The organism is Cellulomonas alba (assembly GCF_030362835.1).
GTDB classification, from domain to species: domain Bacteria; phylum Actinomycetota; class Actinomycetes; order Actinomycetales; family Cellulomonadaceae; genus Cellulomonas; species Cellulomonas alba.
In genome coordinates, this window is record NZ_JAUCGQ010000001.1 from 1,477,201 (window position 1) to 1,495,902 (window position 18,702).

General features: G+C 73.7%; 21 protein-coding genes. 8 read left to right on the forward strand and 13 right to left on the reverse strand.

The features are described from left to right. Window positions 1-18: 18 nt before the first annotated feature. Both QRT04_RS06730 and QRT04_RS06735 read left to right on the forward strand, forming a co-directional pair. Window positions 19-672 (forward strand): DUF1345 domain-containing protein, encoded by a 654-nt coding sequence (locus QRT04_RS06730; protein ID WP_289454390.1) that lies wholly within the window; start codon window positions 19-21, stop codon window positions 670-672. Window positions 673-771: 99 nt separating this feature from the next. Then, window positions 772-1,563, forward strand: coding sequence for a hypothetical protein (locus QRT04_RS06735; protein ID WP_289454391.1), 792 nt, complete (start codon window positions 772-774; stop codon window positions 1,561-1,563). A gap of 6 nt (window positions 1,564-1,569) precedes the next feature. On the opposite strand, the gene QRT04_RS06740 is transcribed toward QRT04_RS06735, so the two are convergent. From QRT04_RS06740 to QRT04_RS06760, 5 genes are all read right to left on the reverse strand, one after another. Beyond that, window positions 1,570-2,571, reverse strand: a complete 1,002-nt coding sequence (locus QRT04_RS06740; RefSeq protein ID WP_289454392.1) for a GNAT family N-acetyltransferase — start codon at window positions 2,569-2,571, stop codon at window positions 1,570-1,572. Further along, the gene (purQ, locus tag QRT04_RS06745) at window positions 2,568-3,269 is read right to left on the reverse strand and encodes a phosphoribosylformylglycinamidine synthase subunit PurQ (RefSeq protein ID WP_289454393.1); all 702 of its coding nucleotides are present in this window, start codon (window positions 3,267-3,269) and stop codon (window positions 2,568-2,570) included. Before purQ ends, QRT04_RS06740 begins: the two co-directional genes overlap by 4 nt. Then, window positions 3,269-3,532, reverse strand: a complete 264-nt coding sequence (locus tag QRT04_RS06750) for a phosphoribosylformylglycinamidine synthase subunit PurS (protein WP_289454394.1) — start codon at window positions 3,530-3,532, stop codon at window positions 3,269-3,271. The genes purQ and QRT04_RS06750 overlap by 1 nt, the downstream gene beginning before the upstream one ends. A 45-nt stretch (window positions 3,533-3,577) precedes the next feature. Then, the gene (locus QRT04_RS06755; RefSeq protein ID WP_289454395.1) at window positions 3,578-3,994 is read right to left on the reverse strand and encodes a hypothetical protein; all 417 of its coding nucleotides are present in this window, start codon (window positions 3,992-3,994) and stop codon (window positions 3,578-3,580) included. Window positions 3,995-4,186: 192 nt separating this feature from the next. Then, window positions 4,187-5,092, reverse strand: a complete 906-nt coding sequence (locus tag QRT04_RS06760; RefSeq protein ID WP_289454396.1) for a phosphoribosylaminoimidazolesuccinocarboxamide synthase — start codon at window positions 5,090-5,092, stop codon at window positions 4,187-4,189. Between the two features lie 59 nt (window positions 5,093-5,151). On the opposite strand from QRT04_RS06760, the gene QRT04_RS06765 reads away from it, so the two are divergent. Then, window positions 5,152-5,661: an AAA family ATPase gene (locus QRT04_RS06765; protein WP_289454397.1), complete on the forward strand. Its 510-nt coding sequence runs from the start codon at window positions 5,152-5,154 to the stop codon at window positions 5,659-5,661. A 62-nt stretch (window positions 5,662-5,723) separates the two neighbouring features. Here QRT04_RS06765 and purD read toward each other — a convergent pair whose 3' ends face one another. Then, window positions 5,724-7,010, reverse strand: a complete 1,287-nt coding sequence (purD, locus tag QRT04_RS06770; protein WP_289454398.1) for a phosphoribosylamine--glycine ligase — start codon at window positions 7,008-7,010, stop codon at window positions 5,724-5,726. Window positions 7,011-7,157: 147 nt separating this feature from the next. After that, window positions 7,158-7,781: a winged helix-turn-helix domain-containing protein gene (locus QRT04_RS06775; RefSeq protein WP_289454399.1), complete on the reverse strand. Its 624-nt coding sequence runs from the start codon at window positions 7,779-7,781 to the stop codon at window positions 7,158-7,160. A gap of 65 nt (window positions 7,782-7,846) precedes the next feature. On the opposite strand from QRT04_RS06775, the gene QRT04_RS06780 reads away from it, so the two are divergent. Beyond that, entirely contained in the window at window positions 7,847-9,202 is a 1,356-nt protein-coding gene (locus QRT04_RS06780) for an MFS transporter (protein ID WP_289454400.1), read from the forward strand. A gap of 151 nt (window positions 9,203-9,353) precedes the next feature. Here the strand turns inward: QRT04_RS06780 and QRT04_RS06785 are convergent, their stop codons facing one another. Next, window positions 9,354-10,640: an adenylosuccinate synthase gene (locus QRT04_RS06785; protein WP_289454401.1), complete on the reverse strand. Its 1,287-nt coding sequence runs from the start codon at window positions 10,638-10,640 to the stop codon at window positions 9,354-9,356. Between the two features lie 119 nt (window positions 10,641-10,759). Next, window positions 10,760-11,185 (reverse strand): DUF3151 domain-containing protein, encoded by a 426-nt coding sequence (locus tag QRT04_RS06790; protein ID WP_289454402.1) that lies wholly within the window; start codon window positions 11,183-11,185, stop codon window positions 10,760-10,762. A gap of 166 nt (window positions 11,186-11,351) precedes the next feature. Between QRT04_RS06790 and QRT04_RS06795 the strand changes: the two genes are divergently transcribed. Continuing rightward, the gene (locus tag QRT04_RS06795; RefSeq protein WP_289454403.1) at window positions 11,352-11,723 is read left to right on the forward strand and encodes an STAS domain-containing protein; all 372 of its coding nucleotides are present in this window, start codon (window positions 11,352-11,354) and stop codon (window positions 11,721-11,723) included. A 112-nt stretch (window positions 11,724-11,835) separates the two neighbouring features. On the opposite strand, the gene QRT04_RS06800 is transcribed toward QRT04_RS06795, so the two are convergent. Next, window positions 11,836-13,929 carry an ATP-binding SpoIIE family protein phosphatase gene (locus QRT04_RS06800; RefSeq protein ID WP_326522454.1) on the reverse strand — a complete coding sequence of 698 codons (2,094 nt, stop codon included), beginning with the start codon at window positions 13,927-13,929 and terminating at the stop codon, window positions 11,836-11,838. A gap of 142 nt (window positions 13,930-14,071) precedes the next feature. On the opposite strand from QRT04_RS06800, the gene QRT04_RS06805 reads away from it, so the two are divergent. Further along, on the forward strand, window positions 14,072-14,515 hold the full coding sequence (locus tag QRT04_RS06805) for an STAS domain-containing protein (RefSeq protein ID WP_289454404.1): 444 nt from the start codon (window positions 14,072-14,074) through the stop codon (window positions 14,513-14,515). A gap of 103 nt (window positions 14,516-14,618) precedes the next feature. On the opposite strand, the gene fbaA is transcribed toward QRT04_RS06805, so the two are convergent. Beyond that, window positions 14,619-15,638: a class II fructose-bisphosphate aldolase gene (gene fbaA / locus QRT04_RS06810; protein ID WP_289454405.1), complete on the reverse strand. Its 1,020-nt coding sequence runs from the start codon at window positions 15,636-15,638 to the stop codon at window positions 14,619-14,621. Between the two features lie 117 nt (window positions 15,639-15,755). Then, a complete protein-coding gene (locus tag QRT04_RS06815) occupies window positions 15,756-16,520 on the reverse strand; it encodes a TrmH family RNA methyltransferase (RefSeq protein WP_407653568.1) in 765 nt (254 codons plus the stop codon). On the opposite strand from QRT04_RS06815, the gene QRT04_RS06820 reads away from it, so the two are divergent. Together QRT04_RS06820 and QRT04_RS06825 are read left to right on the forward strand one after the other, a co-directional pair. After that, complete coding sequence (locus tag QRT04_RS06820; RefSeq protein WP_289454407.1) at window positions 16,519-17,271, forward strand: VTT domain-containing protein; 753 nt, start codon at window positions 16,519-16,521, stop codon at window positions 17,269-17,271. The genes QRT04_RS06815 and QRT04_RS06820 overlap by 2 nt on opposite strands. Further along, complete coding sequence (locus tag QRT04_RS06825) at window positions 17,268-18,041, forward strand: HAD-IIA family hydrolase (RefSeq protein WP_289454408.1); 774 nt, start codon at window positions 17,268-17,270, stop codon at window positions 18,039-18,041. The genes QRT04_RS06820 and QRT04_RS06825 overlap by 4 nt, the downstream gene beginning before the upstream one ends. Before the next feature lie 82 nt (window positions 18,042-18,123). Here the strand turns inward: QRT04_RS06825 and QRT04_RS06830 are convergent, their stop codons facing one another. Further along, window positions 18,124-18,690, reverse strand: coding sequence for a LemA family protein (locus tag QRT04_RS06830; RefSeq protein ID WP_289454410.1), 567 nt, complete (start codon window positions 18,688-18,690; stop codon window positions 18,124-18,126). Window positions 18,691-18,702: the final 12 nt, after the last annotated feature.

An 18,702-nucleotide genomic window follows, 5' to 3' on the forward strand; every position in this document is an offset into this window, starting at 1 on the left:
ACCGCGAGACTGGCGGCCATGGCTCGCCGCGAACGGTTGCACCCGCTCGATGTGTCGCCGCTCGCGCGGCTGATCGTGTCGCTCGTCGTCGGCGCGCTCGTCGGCGTGGTCGTGGCGACGCTCGTCCCGACCGAGTCGGGGGTGGGCGCGGTGCTGACCGGGTGGGCCGCCACGTGCATCGTCTTCGTGCTGGCGGTGTGGCTCGCCGTCGCGCCGATGGGTCCCGAGGACACGCAGACGCACGCCACCCGGGAGGAGCCCACCCGGCGCGGGGCGAGCCTCGTCGTGCTCGTCGGCTCGCTCGGGAGCCTCGCCGGCGTGATCGCCCTCCTCTCCGGCACCGGCGGACGGAAGGCGCTCGAGGTCGTCGCCGTCATCGTCAGCGTCATCGGCTCCTGGGCCGCGGTGCACACGATCTTCGCGCTGCGGTACGCGCGGCTGTACTACTCCGACGCGGTCGGCGGCATCGACTTCCACCAGGACGGGAACCCGCAGTACACCGACTTCGCGTACGTCGCCATGACGGTCGGCGCGACGTTCGCGATCGCCGACACGGACCTCGAGTCGTCCGTCATGCGCCGCACCGCGCTGTGGCACTCGTTGCTCTCGTTCGGCCTCGGCACGGTGGTGATCGGCCTGACGGTCAACATCGTCGCGGGCCTGTCGCAGTGAACGCCGGCGCGCCCAGGTGAGCCGTTCGACGCCTCTCGTTCGTCTTCACTGCTGACGCCGCGTCCGCGGCGGACGTCCTGCGAGATCGGAGCCCCTGCCATGCGCCGCCGACCGATGCTGCTCGTCACCGCGGCCGCGACCCTCGCGGTCGTGGCTGCCGTGGGCGCGTGCGCCGGCACCGGCGTCGGCGAGCCGGGATCGACGACGTCGTCGGGCGACGGCACGCACGCCGAGCCCGGGCCGACCGCCGCGGCGGATCCCGCGTACGCGGACCGCGCGCTCGCCGCGCCGTACCCGCTGCTCGACACCGCGTTCGGTCCGGGCACCATCACCGAGGCGCTGCCGTCGACGTCGTGGCGGTTCGGCACGGGCCGGGCCATGAGGGTGTCGGACCTCGTCGTCACCGGGCGGTTCACGGCGTGGCGGCACGGCACCGCGTCCATCTGGTCCGGCCCGCGCGACGCCTCCACCGGGGCGCCGGTGACCTGGGACGACGCTCGCGCCGAGACCCGCGTGCTCCTCATGACGTTCGACGTCGACACCGTGGTCGCGGCCGCGCCGGGGGTCACCAGCGACACGGCGCTGCGCGTCGCGATCACCGTCGACGCCCCGTACGACGCGGCCGCCGTCGCCCGCGGGCTCGTCGCCGGCGGCGAGACGGTGCTCCTGCTGGCCGCGCCCGGCGACGACGGCCTCTGGCGAGTGGCGTTCGGCGGCGGCCTGCTCGGCCGGGTGGCGGACGACGGCGTCGTCACCTGGGGCGTCCTCGACGCCGCGGCGCGCATCGACGCGTCGCGGCAGGCGCTCGCCGACTCGGCCGCAGGCGTCAGGGTCTCGGACCTCGCGGCGGCCGCCGAGCGCGCGCCCCGCACGATCGCCCTCGGCGGCTGAGTGCGCCTACAGCTGCTTCGCGAACAGCAGCGAGTGCGCGTCGCCGACGTACGGGCCGAACGGCACGACCGCGCGGTAGCCCGCCGAGACGTACAGGGCGACCGCGGGCGGCTGCCGGACGCCGGTCTGGAGCACGACGCTCGTCAGGCCGAGCGTCCGCGCCTCGGCCTCGACGGCAGCGAGCAGGGCGCGCGCCGCGCCGACGCCGCGGGCCTCGTCCGTGACGAACAGCTTCTTCAGCTCACCCGATCCGGCGGCGTACCCGTCGCCGGAGGCGCGGAGGGCGGCGTGCCCGACGGGCGTGCCGTCGAGCCGCGCGACGAACGTCGCGAGCACCCCCGCGCCGATGCGGGCGTCGTCGGCCTCGAAGCCGCCCGCGGCCTCGAGCGCCGGCTCGAAGTGCTCGTACGTCGCACGGTTGAAGTCACGCATCGCGCGACGCAACGCGAGCGCGTCGGCGTCGTCCCACTCCACGCGCTCGACCGTCAGGGTCCCGGTGGGACGCGGCGCGTGCGGCGCGCGCTCGACGGGCACGAGCGACTTGGCGAAGCACCGCGAGTCGCCCACCTCGGCGTACTCGCCGAAGTTGTCGATCGGCACGTAGCCCGCGCGCAGGTAGAGGCCGATGGCCTCCGGCTGCAGCGTCCCGGTCTCGAGGATCAGCCGCGTCAGGCCGTGCTCAGGCGCGCGACGCTCGAGCTCGGCGAGCACCCGACGGGAGTGTCCCTCGCCGCGCCGCTCCGGGACGACGAACATGCGCTTGACCTCGCCCGTGCCGGTGCCGTGCTCGTCGGAGACGTCGCGGACCGCGCCGCACGCGACGGGCTCACCCGCGACGCGGAGGAGCGCGAAGACGACGATCCCGTCGCCCGTCATGGTGTGGCCGATGTCGTCGTCGCCGTACCGGTCCCGCAGCTCGCGCTGCTGGGCGGTGCGCAGGCGCGCGGCGTCCGGGTGGTCCCAGCCGACGAGCGCGACCTCGAGGGTCGGGTCCGCCGTCGTCGTCACGCGGCGCCGACGAGCGAGGTCAGCACCGACGTGAAGACCCGCAGCCCGTCCGTGCCCGTGCGCGGACCCTTCGCGCCGTCCGGGCCGAAGCCCGGCTCGACGGCGTGCTCGGGGTGCGGCATGAGCCCGACGACGTTTCCCGCGGCGTTGCACACGCCCGCGATGTTGCGGCGCGAGCCGTTCGGGTTCCAGCCGTCGTAGCGGAACACCACGCGACCCTCGCCCTCGAGCTCGTCCAGCGTGTGCTCGTCGGCGACGTACTGGCCGTCCTGGTTCTTGAGCGGCACCGTGATGCGCTCGCCTGCGGCGTACTCGCGCGTCCAGGGCGTGTCCGCGTTCTCGACCACGAGCACCTGCTCGCGGCAGATGAACCGCAGGTGGTCGTTCTTGATCATCGAGCCCGGCAGCAGGTGGGCCTCGGTGAGCACCTGGAAGCCGTTGCAGATGCCGAGGACGGGCAGGCCCTTGGCGGCGGCGTCGACGATCTCGCGCACGATCGGCGCGTGCGAGCTGATGGCGCCCGCACGCAGGTAGTCGCCGTAGGAGAACCCGCCGGGGAGCACGACCGCGTCGACGCCCTTCAGGTCGCTGTCGGCGTGCCAGAGCGCGACGGCCTCGGCGCCCGCGAGGCGCACGGCCCGCGCGGCGTCCCGGTCGTCGAGCGTCCCGGGGAACGTGACGACGCCGATGCGGCCCATCAGGCCTGCACCGCCGCCGTGTCCGCGTAGACCGCGACGACGTCCTCGATCACGGGGTTGGACAGCACCTGCACGCCGGCCTCGCGCGCCGCGTCGAGGTGCTCCTGCGTGACATCGCCCTCGACCTCGAGCTCGAACCGCTTGCCCTGCCGCACGCCGACGAACTGCCCGAAACCGAGGCGCGGCAGCGAGCCGGCCACGGCCTTGCCCTGCGGGTCGAGGATCTCGGGCTTCGGCATGACGTCGACGACGACTCGTCCCACGGGTCTGCTCCCTGGTTCGCGCGGCGGTGGGGGTCGAGGCGGATTCTACCGGCGGCGGCGAGCGCCCCCGGCGGACGGCCACGGGTCGGACGCGCCGGTCGAGGAGGCCACTGGGCTGACGGCGTCCGCGCCGCGGTACGGCTGGAAGTGGCCGATCTCCGGAGGCTCGTCTTCGGGGAAGAACTTTGCCCGGAGCCTGGCCCGGCCACGCGCCGCGCCGACCACGCCGGACCCCGCCCCGACGACGAAGCCCGCCACCGCGGCGGGCCACGCCCATCCGCCGAGCCACACGATGCCGACGCTGATGGCCGCCATCAGCGGCATGTAGGTCACCGAGTCACGCACCGGGTACCACCGCGAGTCGAGGTCGGCCCGCAGCCACCCGTCGTGCCGACGGTCAGGCCGCCGCCCAAGCGCACGGTAGAGCAGCACGCCGCGGAGCGGCGGTCGCTCCGCGATCACGCGGGACCGTCCGCGAGCCTCGGCCGAACAGGCTCGAGCAGGACGCGGTGCGCCCGCTCGGACATCCGGAACGCCATGCGCCACACCTATCGCGCGGCGACCCACGGCGTCCCGCGTTCGGCGAGTCCGTCCGCCTCGGCACGGCGCGCCGTCGGCGTGTCGCGACAGATCCCCACGTGCGGGTGCCGGTCGTCAGAGCGCGAGCCGCGACCCCGTCAGCCGCTCGTACGCCTCGAGGTACCGGTCGCGGGTCCGCTCGACGACCTCCGCGGGCAGCGCGGGCGGCGGGGTGTCGCTGGCCCGGTCCCAGCCTGACGCGGGCGAGGTCAGCCAGTCGCGCACGAACTGCTTGTCGAAGCTCGGCTGAGCGTGCCCAGGCTCCCAGCCGTCGGCAGGCCAGAACCGCGACGAGTCCGGCGTCAGCACCTCGTCGCCGAGCGTGACGGTCCCGTCCTCGGCGGTGCCGAACTCCAGCTTGGTGTCGGCGAGGAGCACGCCGCGCTCGCGCGCGATGCCCTCAGCGCGGGCGTAGACCGCGAGCGTCAGGTCGCGCAGCGTCGTGGCGATGTCCTCGCCGAGGCGGTCCGCGACAGTCGAGAACGGCACGTTCTCGTCGTGCTCGCCGAGCTCCGCCTTGGTCGCGGGCGTGAAGATCGGCGCGGGCAGTCGCGATCCGTCGACGAGTCCGTCCGGCAGCGGGATGCCGGTGACCTGGCCGTTCACGCGGTACTCCGCGAGGCCCGAGCCCGTCAGGTAGCCGCGCACCACGCACTCGACGGGGAACATCGTCAGCCGCTTGCAGATCATCGCCCGACCCGCGACGGCGTCGGGCACCGCGGTCGAGACGACGTGGTTCGGCACGAGGTCCGCGAGCTGCTCGAACCACCAGAGGCTCAGCTGCGTCAGGACGGTCCCCTTGCCCGGGATAGGCGTCGAGAGCACGTGGTCGTACGCCGAGATGCGGTCGCTCGCGACGACGAGCACGACGTCGCCGAGCTCGGCGCGGATCGCAGCGCCCACCTCGTCGTCGGCCGGCTCGTACAGGTCGCGGACCTTGCCGGAGTAGGTGTGCGTCCAACCGGGCAGCGTGTGCGTCACGCGCCTAGTGTGGCGTGCGGGCGCCGCCGCGGGCGCCCGCGTCTCGCGAGCGGAGTGCCATGGGCGGACCCGTTCTCGTGATGCTCGGCGGCCTGCCGGGCACGGGGAAGACGACGCTCGCGCGCCGGCTCGCTCAGGTGCTGCCCGCGGCGCACGTGCGGGTCGACACGATCGAGCAGGCGATCCTTCGGTCGTCGCTCGGGGTCGACGCGCCCGCCGAGGCGGGCTACGGCGTCGCGATGGCGGTCGCGGCCGACTGCCTGCGGGTCGGGACGTCGGTGGTCGCGGACGCCGTCAACCCGGTCGACGCGGCACGGGACGGGTGGCGAGGCGTCGCCGACGCGACCGGCGCCCGGCTCGTGGAGCTGCTGCTGACGTGCGCAGACGCCGACGAGCACCGCCGACGCGTGGAGTCCCGGGCCGCCGACATCCCGGGGCATCGGCAACCGACGTGGGCCGAGGTGCGCGCTCTCGCGCTCGACCCGTGGCCCGGCGCCCGCGTTCTCGACACGGCGGGCACACCGCCCGACGAGATCCTCGACCGCGTGCTCGCGCTCGCCGTCGGCTGAGCGGCCGGCAGCGTCGCACCGCCCGCCCCGGTTGGTCGCCGGCGCTGACCGCGCCGGCCCCGTCAGGCCAGGCCGCCCTCGGTGTGCCACTCGCCCCGCGCGGCAGCCTCGGCGATGTCCGTCCGGTGGTGTGCGCCGTCGAACGCGATCCGCTCGACGCCCGCGTACGCCGCAGCCCGCGCCGCGGCGAGGTCCGCCCCCCGGCCGACGACCGAGAGCACACGCCCGCCGGCCGTCACGAGCCGGCCGTCCCCGTCGAGCGCCGTCCCCGCGTGCAGCACGTGCACGCCCGGCAGGTCCTCCGCGGCGTCGATCCCGCCGATGACGTCTCCCGACCGCGGGCCCTCGGGGTAGCCGGCGGACGCGACGACGACGTTGACCGCCGCGTCGTCGCTCCACTCGAGGGGCGCGAGCTCACCGAGCCGTCCCGTGGCCGCGGCCAGCAGCACGCCGGCGAGCGGCGTCGTCAGCAGCGGGAGCACCGCCTGGATCTCGGGGTCGCCGAACCGCGCGTTGAACTCGACGACCCGCATGCCGCGGCGGGTCAGGGCGAGGCCGCAGTAGAGGACGCCGACGAACGGCGTGCCGCGACGGGCCATCTCCTCGATCGTCGGCCGGGCGACGGCGTCGATCACCTCGTCGACCAGGCCGGGCGACGCCGGGATCGGCGTGTACGCGCCCATCCCGCCGGTGTTCGGGCCGGTGCCGTGGTCGCCGACGCGCTTGAAGTCCTGCGCCGCGACGAACGGCACGACGTCGACCCCGTCGGACACCACGAAGACCGACACCTCGGGCCCGTCGAGGTACTCCTCGACCACCACGCGACCGCCGTCCTTGGCGAGGCACGCGAGCGCGTGCTCGAGCGCCTCGGCGCGGTCGGTCGTCACGACGACGCCCTTGCCCGCGGCGAGCCCGTCCTCCTTGACGACGTACGGCGCGCCGAACGCGTCGAGCGCCGCCTCGACCTCGTCGGGTGCTGTGACGAGCCGCGGCTCGGCCGTCGGCACACCCGCGGCGGCCATGACGTCCTTCGCGAACGCCTTCGACCCCTCGAGCTGCGCGGCGGCACGCGACGGCCCGAACACCGGGATGCCGGCGGCGCGCACCGGGTCGGCGACGCCCGCGACGAGCGGCGCCTCGGGACCGACCACGACGAGGTCGACGCCCAGCTCGGTGGCGAGCGCCGCGACGGCGTCGCCGTCGAGCTGGTCGACCGCGTGGACCGTCGCGAGCGCGGCGATGCCGGGGTTCCCTGGTGCGGCGTGCAACGCGCTGACCTGCGGGTCGAGGGAGAGCGCGCGGACGATCGCGTGCTCACGGGCGCCGGTGCCGACGACGAGGATCTTCACGTCGCCCGAGCCTATCGGCGCGGCGCCGCCCGTCTGCGGGCGGTCCGGATACGGGACACCGCGGCCTCGGCCGACGACGCCCAGGACCGGCCAGCCGCTCGCCCCTCGTGACGCCCGGTCCCGACCGTCGCGCCACGACGGCCGGCATCAGCCCGCCACGGCCTCCTCGCCCGCACCCTCGACGGGCAGCGGCACGACGTCGAGGTAGACGCGGACCCGCCGCTCCTCGACCGGCTCCGCGTCGGCCGCCTCGGCCGCCGCCGTGGCGCGCGCCTTGGCCAGCGCCGAGTGCTCGTCCAGCACCCCGGACAGCGCCTTGACCAGCGCCTTCAGCTCGTCCAGCGTCATCGCGACGGTCTGCCGCGCGACGATCGAGGCGTCGTACCAGGGGTCGCGCGGGTCGGCCTGCGCGACGAACCGGGTCATCACCTGGGCCTGCTCGCCGACGATGCCCTGCATGAGCGTGCGCGTCGCCGCGTTCGCCGACGGGTCGAGCAGCGTCTCGGCCGCCATCGTGAAGCCGACGGACGTCCACCACCGCTCGCGGCCGGTGCCGCGCGTCGGGTCGTCGGCGATGAAGCCGTGCCGCTCGAGCTGACGCAGGTGGTAGCTCGTCTGGCCGGTGCTCTCGCCGAGCGCGTGCGCGAGCTGCGTGGCCGTCGCCGCGCCGTGCTCGTTGATGTAGTCGTACATCCGCATGCGGAGCGGGTGCGCGAACGCCTTGAGCGCGTCGACACCGATCGCGCGCTCCGGGGGGTTGTGCTCGGACATGTGCAGAGATACCTTTGCAGAGTTCTCTTTGCAAACAGATCTCTTCAATCCTAGCGAGGGACGCCATGACCATGACGAGCGAGCAGCGCGCGTCGGCGGCGACGGAGTCGTCGACCACCGGGACGACCGCTCCCGAGGCACCGCCCACCACGCCCGCCCGCGATCCACTCGGCCGCCCGTTCGCCGCGGCGCTCGGCGCGACCGGCCTCGCCAACCTCGGCGACGGCATCGTCGGCGTCGGCGCTCCCCTGGTCGCCCTCACGCTGACCCGCTCGGCCACGCAGATCGCGCTGCTGTCGGCCGCGACGTGGCTGCCCTGGCTGCTGCTCGGCCTGATCGCGGGCGTCGCGGTCGACCGCACCGACCGGCGTCGGACGCAGATGATCGCGATGCTCGCGCGGGCCGCGGTGCTCGGCGTCGGCATGTGGCTCGTCGTCAGCGGGCACCTGAGCATGGCGTGGCTCGTCGCGGTGGTCCTGGCCTACGGCATCACCGAGGTGTTCGCCGACATCGCGCAGACGTCGCTCGTGCCCGACATCGTGCCGCGCTCGCGGCTCCAGGCCGCGAACGGACGCGTGCTCGCGGTCCAGCAGGTCGCCAACACGTTCGTCGGCGGACCGATCGCCGGCGCCGTGCTCGCGCTGGGCGCCGCGTGGGTGCTCGGCCTGCCTGCCGGCCTGGCCCTCGGCGCGGCCGTCCTGCTGTGGCGCGGCGTCCGCGGCAACTTCCGGCCGACCCAGGCCGCGCCGAGCGCGGGCGACGACGTGCCGGCCGTCTCGGAGCGCGCGGTGCGCCGCGCCGCCCACGAGGTCCGTGACGGGCTCGCCTTCCTGGTGCGGCACCCCGTGCTGCGGCCGCTCGTCATCGCCGGGTCGCTCATGAACATGGCGTTCACCGCCTACTTCGCCGTGTTCGTGCTGTGGGCCGTCGGGCCCGAGAGCCGCATGGGCCTGCCGCCGTCGCAGTACCCGCTGATGCTCGCGGCGCTCGCCGTCGGTGCCGTCCTCGGCTCGCTCGTGGTCGAGCGGATCGTCACGGCGCTGCCCGAGCTGCGCGTGCTCGTGACGGCGTGCGTCAGCACGGCGGCGGTGCTCGTCGTGCCGATCCTCGTGCCGAACGCGTGGGCCGTCGCCGGCACGCTCTTCCTCGCCGGCTTCTGCACCACCATCGGCAACGTCGTCTCGGCCTCGATGCGCCAGCGGATGGTGCCGCAGGGGCTGCTCGGCCGGGTGTCGGGCGCGAGCCGCACGCTCGGCTACGGCCTGATGCCGGTCGGCGCGGTGCTGGGCGGCGTCGTCGCCGACGCGTGGGGCCTGCAGGCCGTGTTCTGGTCGGCGGTCGTGCTCAGCGTCGCCGCCGCGTGCTACCCCGCGAGCGTGCTGCGCCAGCGCACCATCGACGCGGCGGAGCTGCGCGACTGACGCCACGCCGCACGCCGGCGCGAGCCGTCGGTGCGGAGGGTGCGCCGCCGAGCGGGTCGCTCGTGCGGCGCACCCTCCCACGCGACGGGTCCTCCGCACCGACGGTCGCCGCCGGTCGCCGCCGGTCGCCGCCGGCCGCAGCGGCGAGGCGTCAGGCGAGCAGCTCGTGCCGCACGATCGTCGCCTCGCGGCCCGGGCCCACGCCGATCGACGAGATCCGCGTCCCCGAGATCTCCTCGAGCCGCAGCAGGTACCGCTGCGCGGCCGCGGGCAGGTCGTCGAACTCGCGCGCGCCGGAGATGTCCTCCGACCAGCCGTCGAGGTACTCGTAGACCGGTGTGGCGTGGTGGAAGTCGCTCTGGTCGTCGGGCATCTCGTCGAACCGGCGGCCCTTGACGTCGTACGCGACGGCGACCGGGATCTTGTCGCGACCCGTGAGCACGTCGAGCTTCGTCACGACGAGGTCCGTCAGCCCGTTGACGCGCGAGGCGTAGCGGACCACCACCGCGTCGTACCAGCCCGTGCGCCGCGGCCGGCCGGTCGTCGTGCCGTACTCGCCGCCTGTCGCGCGCAGCCACTCGCCGTCGTCGTCGAGGAGCTCGGTGGGGAACGGGCCCTCGCCCACGCGCGTCGTGTACGCCTTCGCGACGGCGACCACGCGATCGATGCGCGTCGGCCCCACGCCCGACCCCGTGCACGCGCCGCCCGCGGTGCACGACGACGACGTGACGAACGGGTACGTGCCGTGGTCGATGTCGAGCATCGTCGCCTGGCCCGCCTCGAAGACGAGCGTCTTGCCCGCGTCGAGCGCGCGGTTCAGCACGAGCGGGGTGTCCGCGACGTACGGGCGCAGGCGCTCGGCATGCTGCAGCAGCTCGTCGACGGTCTCGTCGACCGTGACCGCGCGGCGGTTGTAGACCTTGACCAGCAGGTGGTTCTTCTGGTCGAGCGCGCCCTCGATCTTCTGCCGCAGGATGCCCTCGTCGAACAGGTCCTGGGCGCGGATGCCGACGCGGTTGATCTTGTCGGAGTACGTCGGCCCGATGCCGCGGCCGGTCGTGCCGATGCGGCGCTTGCCGAGGAACCGCTCGGTGACCTTGTCCATCGTGCGGTTGTAGCCGGCGATCACGTGCGCCGCCGACGAGACGAGCAGCCGCGACGTGTCGACGCCACGCGCCTCGAGCGCGTCGATCTCGGCGAACAGCACGTCGATGTCGATGACGACGCCGTTGCCGATCACGGGGACGACGCCCGGCGAGAGGATCCCCGACGGAAGCAGGTGCAGCGCGTACTTCTCGCCCCCGACGACGACCGTGTGACCGGCGTTGTTGCCGCCGTTGAACTTCACCACGTAGTCGGTGCGCGAGCCGAGCTGGTCGGTCGCCTTGCCCTTGCCTTCGTCGCCCCACTGGGCGCCGAGCACCACGACGGCGGGCATCTCTCACCACTTCCCCTGCCTGCGGCGGGCCGGCGACGGGCGGTGCGCCCGCGGGCCCCGGCGGCACGGGCGGCAGTAGCCCGATACCTCCGAGAGGCTACCCGACGGTCAAGGAATGGTCATGATCGGTCCCGCAGTGCGGCCACCTCCGCGACCGACGTGCCCGAGTCCGCGAGGAACTGCCGGCAGCGCTCGCCCTCGTCGGTCTCGCCGATCGCGTCCGCCGCGCCGGCCAGGGCGAGCAGCGCGCGCAGGAAGCCCTGGTTCGGCCCGTGGTCCGCGGGGATCGGCCCGCGCCCGCGCCAGCCCGCGCGCCGCAGTGCGTCGAGCCCGCGGTGGTACCCGGTCCGCGCGTACGCGTAGGCCTCGACCGGGTCGGTGGCCGACTCGGCGAGCAGCGCCCAGACGAGGGACGCCGCGGGCGCGGTGCGCACCGCGTCCCGGGCGGCGGCTCCGCCGGCGAGCGCAGCGAGCGCTGCTCCCTCGGGGCCGTCGGCGGGCAGCAGCGTGGGGGCGGGTCCGTCGAGCAGGTTCTCGTGGGTCATGGGGTCAGTCTCCCCTGGTCAACCGCGCACGGGCGGTGCGCCCGTCCGGGGGACGACGAAACCGGCGAGTCGGACACGCGACCGGTTCGACGTGCGGGACGGGCAAGGTCGCCCTAAAGTCGAGCAGCCGACCGGCCCTCCCCTCAGCCCACCGGTGGAACTGATCATGATCGAGATCTCGACCTCGCCGACGACGACGGTGCTGACCATCGCCGGAGACCTGGACCTCGCGGAGCGCGACTCCTTCCCGGAGATCGCCGCCCGCGTCGTCGGCCTGCGCCGTCAGCTGCTCGTCATCGACATGTGCCGCGTGACGTTCATGGACTCGACCGGGGCGGCGTTCCTCATCTCGCTCGCGGACGCGGGCCGCAAGCGCGGCGGCGCGACCGCCCTGCGCGGCGCCGACCCGCGCGACCTGTTCGTGCTCGAGGTCTGTGGCGCGCTCGACCTGTTCCGCATCGACGAGGAGCACCGCTGCGAGGTCGGCGTGCCCGAGTCGGGCTTCCGTCGCCCGGACGGCGCACCCACCCCCGCCTGACGGCGACACCGGGGCGTCCGCCCCCTCCCCCCCAGCGCGGACGTCCCGGGGTCGCTTCGACGCGCGGGCGCGTCAACGACGCCGCGCCCGCGCCCGGCTCGCGCCGTCCGGCTCAGTCCCGCCCGCTGCGCGGCAGCGGCGCCGGCCGCACGCGCGCCCACACGACCTTGCCCGCGGGGGACGGCCGCCAGCCCCAGTCGGCGAGCCGCTCCACGATCTGCATGCCGAAGCCCCCCACCCGGCCGGGGTGCCCGTCGGTCGTGACGGGCGGCGCGGGGTTGGCGTCCTCGACCTCGATGCGCAGCCCGTCGCCGGTCTCGTCGAGCTGCAGCGACACGTGCCCGTACCCGTGCAGCACCGCGTTGGCCACGAGCTCCGAGACGACGAGCTCCGCGTTCGCGGCGTTGCCCAGCCCCCAGGCCTCGCACGTGCGCAGCACCGCGTGGCGCGCGCGGCCGATCGAGGCGGGCTCGCTCGGCAGCGACCACCGGCGGCGCCGCGGACCGTTGGTCGTCTCGACGCCGGCCGCCGGGTCGGGCACCCGCACGACCACCACGGCGACGTCGTCCTCGGGGTGGTCCGCGAGCCGCGACAGCACCTCCTCGCCGATGCCGGCGGCGTCGCGCGCGGTCACGCGGCTGGCGACGTCAGCCAGCGCGAGCATGCCGTCTCGCAGGTGCCGGTCGCGGCGCTCGATGAGCCCGTCCGTGAAGTACACGAGCACGTCCTGCGGCCGCAGGGCCAGCCGGCCGGTGTCGCGGCGGCCCGAGCCGAAGCCGATCAGCATGCCGCCGGCCTCGGACAGCTCGGTCGCGACGCCGTCACGCACGAGCAGCGCGGGCAGGTGGCCGGCGCGCGAGTACTCGAGCTCCCACCCGGCACCCGTGCGCGTCAACGTGGAGAGCACGAGACCCGCCGACCGCGGGATGCGCATGCCGCCGATGATCTGGTCCACGCGCTCGAGCACGGCGGCCGGCGTCCGGACGTCGAACGCGTACGTCCGCACGACCGACCGCAGCTGACCCATGGCGGCCGCCGCCTCGACGTCGTGCCCGACGACGTCACCGATCACGACGCCGACGATGTCCGGCGCGATCTGCAGCACGTCGTACCAGTCGCCGCCGACCTGCACGTTCTCCGAGTTCGGCGCGTAGTACGTCCAGACGTCGAGCCCGTCGACGTCGGCCTGCTCGGGGAGCATGGCGCGCTGCAGCGTCTCGGCCAGGCGGTGCTCGCGGTCGTACAGCCGCGCGTTGTCGACCACCAGGCCGACGCGGCGTGCGGTCAGCTCGAGCACCGTCTGCGTCGACGAGTCGAGGCTGGCGATGCTGCCGCCGTCCGACGGGAAGACGACCAGCAGGCCGAGCACCCGCCGTCGGCCGGGCACGGGGTACACGACCGCCCGGCGCGACGGTGGCGGACCGTCGACACCGGGCGCGCGGCCGGCGTGCCGGGCGACCCAGGAGGACGCGGAACCGTACTGGAAGGCACCCTCGAGGTCGATCTCGACCGGCCGGTCCCGCTCGCCCTCGAGCAGCGCCTGCACGGCGTCGCCGCCCGGCACGAAGCCGTCGCCGACGGGTGTCCGCTCCTCGGTGTGCGCCGCGGTCCCGTGCCGGCGGCCCTTGCCCGTCACCGGGCGCAACGCGGTGATGCCCTCGGCGTGCCGCAGGCCGTTGTCGTTCAGGTAGAACGCCGCCCAGCCGACGACCGTCCGGCACAGCAGCCGGGCGATCTCGCCGAGCGCGTGCGGGTCGTCGACGTCCATGAGCAGGTCGGACACCTGCGCGATCAGGCCGAGGTGGCGCCTCTCCCGGCGCTCCGCCTCGACCAGCGCCGCGGCCTCCGCGGCCTGCGTCAGCTGCTCGGTGAGGTCCTGCAGCATGACGACCCAGTACCGGATCTCGCCGTCCGCTGCGGGCACCGGCGAGAGCTCGACGAGGCTCGGGAACGTCGAGCCGTCGGACCGCGTGAGGGTGAGCGTGTGGCGCATCGACCGGCCGGCTGCGACCGCGGCGCGGAAGCTCGCAGCCTCCTGCTCCGTCATCCGGGAGCGGGCGAGCGCGCGCGACTCTCCGGCGGCGGCGGTGGTCGCGTCGTACCCCGTCACCGCGGCGAAGGCGCGGTTCACCCACACGACCTGCAGCCCAGGCGTCGCGGAGTCCATGAGCGCGACCGGGACGGATGTCGCAGCCAGCGCACGCACGCCGATCTCTGCGAGGACATCCGACGAAATCGGCAGGGCCGAGGAGTTGACCGCTACCACCTCCGATCGTCTAGCGTGCCGAGCAGGCGAAACGTCGAACCACCGGCACAAGCCTTCCCACGATGGGGCCGGAAGGAGCACCGTGCGCGACGGTAACAGCACCACACCCGACGAGCCTGGGGAGAAGGAGGTCCGGACAGTGAACGGGGAGCCGGGCGCAGTCCAGGTCATCGTCGGCGCCGACGCGACGCGCATCGTCCTGTCGGGCGAGGTCGACGCCGACCTCGGCCCCGAGCTCCAGGAAGCGACCGAGGAGGCCGAGCAGGTCGGGCTCCCCATCGAGGTCGACGCGCACCACGTCACGTTCATGGACAGCTCGGGCGTCGCGTTCCTCGCGCGGCTCTCGATCCGCTCGCAGCACCGGGTCCGGCTGCTGCGCGTCCCCCCGACCGTGCGGTTCCTCCTCGAGGTCACGCGCATCGGCGAGCTCCTGGACGTCGTCGACGACGACGCGCCGGGCTTCCAGCCCGTGGGCGGCGACAACGCGCCGGCGGCCACCGGTGACACCGGCCCCGGCGTCGCCTGACACCGAGGCCCGCACCCGGGCACACGACAGGACGGGCCCCGACCGCGCTGATGCGGTCGGGGCCCGTCGTCGTTCGTCGGCCGGCGTCACGCCGGCGCGCGGGTCAGAGCTTGTGGCCCGCCGAGCGGAGCTGCTGGCACGCCTCGACGATGCGCTGCGCCATGCCCGCCTCCGCGAGCTTGCCCCAGGCGCGCGGGTCGTAGGCCTTCTTGTTGCCGACCTCGCCGTCGATCTTCAGCACGCCGTCGTAGTTCTTGAAGAAGTGGTCGGCCACCGGACGGCTGTACGCGTACTGCGTGTCCGTGTCGATGTTCATCTTGATGACGCCGTTGTCGACCGCCTCGGCGATCTCCTCGGCCGTCGAGCCCGAACCACCGTGGAAGACCAGGTCGAACGGGTTCTCCTTGCCGATCGCGTCGCCGACGGCCTTCTGGATGTCCGCGAGGATCGCCGGGCGGAGCTTCACCGCGCCCGGCTTGTACACGCCGTGCACGTTGCCGAAGGTGAGGGCCGTCAGGTAGCGGCCCTTCTCGCCCGAGCCGAGCGCCCTGACCGTCGCGAGGCCGTCCTCGGCCGTCGTGTACAGCTTGTCGTTGATCTCGGCGGTGTGGCCGTCCTCCTCGCCACCGACGACGCCGACCTCGATCTCGAGGATCGTGCGCGCCGCCTGCGACAGCTCCAGGAGCTCCGCCGCGATCACGAGGTTCTCGTCGAGCGGGATGTTCGAGCCGTCGAACATGTGCGACTGGAACGTGGGGTTCTTGCCGGCCTTGACCTCCTCGGCCTCGAGGGCCAGGAGCGGGCGCACCCACGAGTCGAGGTTCTGCTTGGTGCAGTGGTCGGTGTGCAGGGCGACGGTGATGCCGTAGCCCTTCGCGACCTCGTGCGCGTAGGCGGCGAGCGCGCGCGTGCCCGCGACGCGGTCCTTCACGGTCGCGCCGGACGCGTACTCCGCGCCACCGACGGAGACCTGGATGATGCCGTCCGACTCCGCCTCGGCGAAGCCCTGCAGCGCGGCGGTGAGCGTCGACGACGACGTGACGTTGACGGCCGGGTAGGCGAACTTGCCCGCCTTCGCCCGGTCGATCATCTCGGCGTACACCTCGGGGGTGGCGATGGCCATGTGCACACATCTCCTGCGTGATGGGGTGGGTATCGGTCTGAGTCTGCCACTAGGTGCAGGGGACCGAACCGGGACGTCCTGCCCCTGGACACCGCCTGAGGTGCACGTCGGCGCGGCTCAGCGACCCGCGTGCTGGGTGAGCCAGGCGTGCATCGCGATCGCCGCGGCGGCCGACGCGTTGATCGACCGCGTCGACCCGTACTGCGTGATGTGCAGGACTGTGCCGGCCGCATCGCGAGCCGCGCCGGAGAGGCCGACCGACTCCTGCCCGAACATCAGCACGCACGACCGCGGCAGCCGCGCGCCCTCGATCGGCGTCGAGCCGGGCAGGTTGTCGATGCCGACGACCGGCAGCGCCCCGCCGTCGGGGCCCGCGGTGGCCGCCCACGCGACGAGGTCGTCGACGCTCGGGTGGTGCAGCACGTGCTGGTAGCGGTCGGTCACCATCGCGCCGCGCCGGTTCCACCGCCGACGCCCGACGACGTGCACCGCCGCGGCGTTGAACGCGTTCGCGGTGCGGACCACCGAGCCGATGTTGAGGTCGTGCTGCCAGTTCTCGATCGCGACGTGGAACGGGTGCCGTCGGGTGTCGAGGTCCGCGACGACCGCGTCGACGGTCCAGTACCGGTACCGGTCGACGACGTTCCGGCGGTCGCCGTGGCGCAGCAGGTCCGGGTCGTAGCGGGAGTCCAGCTCCCCGGTCGCGTCGCGCGGCCACGCGGCCGGTCCGCCGGGCCAGGGGCCGACACCGACGTCGGCGCGAGCCTCGTCGTGCTCGGGCTGGTCGCCGGCGGCCTCGTCATGCACGGCCCGACCGTACCCACAGCGCGCTCGCGGCGTTCTCAGCAACGGCTCATGGGCCGCCCCGTAGGCTTGGCCCATGCCCCTGACGAGCGCCCTCGCCGCGCTGCCCGCGGCCGGCCCCGTCCACGCCGGCATCACCGACCTGCTCAACGCGCAGAACCTCATCGACAAGTTCGGGACGCTGGCCCTCGTCGGCATCCTCGCGATCGTCTTCATCGAGACGGGCCTGCTGTTCCCGATCCTGCCTGGCGACTCGCTGCTGTTCACCGCGGGTGCCCTCGTCGCGTCGAACCAGCTGCAGGTGCACATCAACATCTGGGTGCTGTCGCTGCTGACCTTCCTCGCGGCGTTCGCCGGCACGCAGTGCGGCTACCTGATCGGCCGGACGGCGGGGCCGAAGGTCTTCGCGAAACCGGACTCGCGGTTCTTCAAGCAGAAGTACATCGACCACACGTACTCGTACTTCGACCGGTACGGCGGGCGGACGATCATCATCGCCCAGTTCATCCCCATCGTCCGGACGTACGCCCCCGTCGCGGCGGGCGTCGGCAAGATGCCGTGGCGCCACTTCGTCCCCTACAACGCGATCGGCGCGCTGCTGTGGGGCGCCGGCGTCACGTGGCTCGGCTACGCGCTCGGCACCATCGCGTTCGTGCGCGACAACATCGAGGCGCTGCTCGTCGTGCTGGTGCTGATCTCGGTGGCACCGATGCTGTTCGAGGTCCTGCGTCGCAGGCGGCGCGCGAAGCGCGGGCACGCGCCCGACGAGCAGGCGTACGACGAGGCCGAGGAGCGCGCGGCCGTGGAGCGGAAGGCGTTCGGTTCGTGACCAAGGAGATCCGGTCGTGGCTGTCCGACATGGACGGCGTGCTCGTCCACGAGGGGGTCGCGCTGCCGGGCGCGGCGGACTTCGTGCGGGCGCTGCGGGACGCCGAGCGGCCGTTCCTGGTCCTCACGAACAACTCGATCTTCACGCCCCGGGACCTCGCGGCGCGCCTGCGCGCGTCGGGCATCGACATCCCCGAGGACGCGATCTGGACCTCCGCGCTGGCGACGGCGCAGTTCCTGACGGACCAGATGCCGAGCGGCTCCGCCTACGTGATCGGCGAGGCCGGACTGACGACCGCGCTGTACGAGGCGGGCTACACGCTGACGGGCGCCGAGCCGGACTTCGTCGTGCTGGGCGAGACGCGGACCTACTCGTTCGAGGCGATCACGCAGGCGATCCGGCTGATCCAGGGCGGGGCACGGTTCATCGCGACGAACCCCGACGTCACGGGTCCCTCGCAGGACGGCGACCTGCCCGCGACGGGCGCGGTCGCCGCGATGATCTCGGCCGCGACGGGCCGGCAGCCGTACTTCGTCGGCAAGCCGAACCCGATGATGATCCGCTCGGCGCTCAACCGGATCGAGGCGCACTCGGAGTCGACGGCGATGGTCGGCGACCGCATGGACACCGACGTGGTCGCGGGCATCGAGGCCGGCCTCCGGACGTTCCTCGTGCTGACCGGCTCGACGCGTGCCGCCGACGTCGAGACCTACCCGTTCCGGCCGTCCGAGGTCGTCGACTCGATCGCCGACCTGGTCGCGCGCGTCTGACGCGGCCTTCCCCCTCCCGAGACGAACGAGCCCCGAGGCAGCGCGCCTCGGGGCTCGTCGTGCGTCTGGGTGACGGCGCTCGTCAGAACTGGACCTGCGGCGCCTGCCGGACCTCGGGCTCGTCGGCCTCGAAGTACTCGGCCCGCTCGAAGTGGAACATGCCGGCGATGATGTTCGACGGGAACGACTCGATCTTGGTGTTCAGCTCGCGCACGTTCGCGTTGTAGAACCGGCGGGCAGCCGCGATGCGGTCCTCGGTCGTCGTGAGCTCGGTCTGCAGCTGCTGGAAGTTCTCGCTCGCGCGCAGCACCGGGTAGTTCTCGGCGACGGCGAACAGCCGCCCGAGCGCCTGCGTCAGCTGGTTCTCCTGCTGCGCCTGCTCGGCGGGCGACGAGCCGGGTGCCGCGGCGGCCGAACGCGCACGCGCGACCTCCTCGAACACCTCCTTCTCGTGCGCCGCGTAGCCCTTGACGGTCTCGACGAGGTTCGGGATCAGGTCGTGCCGCCGGTGCAGCTCGACGTCGATCTGGCGCCACGACTCCTGGACGAGGTTCCGCAGGCGGACCAGCGAGTTGTACATCGCGGCGAGCCAGAGGCCGAGGATCACGAGGATCACCACGACGACGATGGCGATGATGAGACCGTTCATACCTGGAACCTT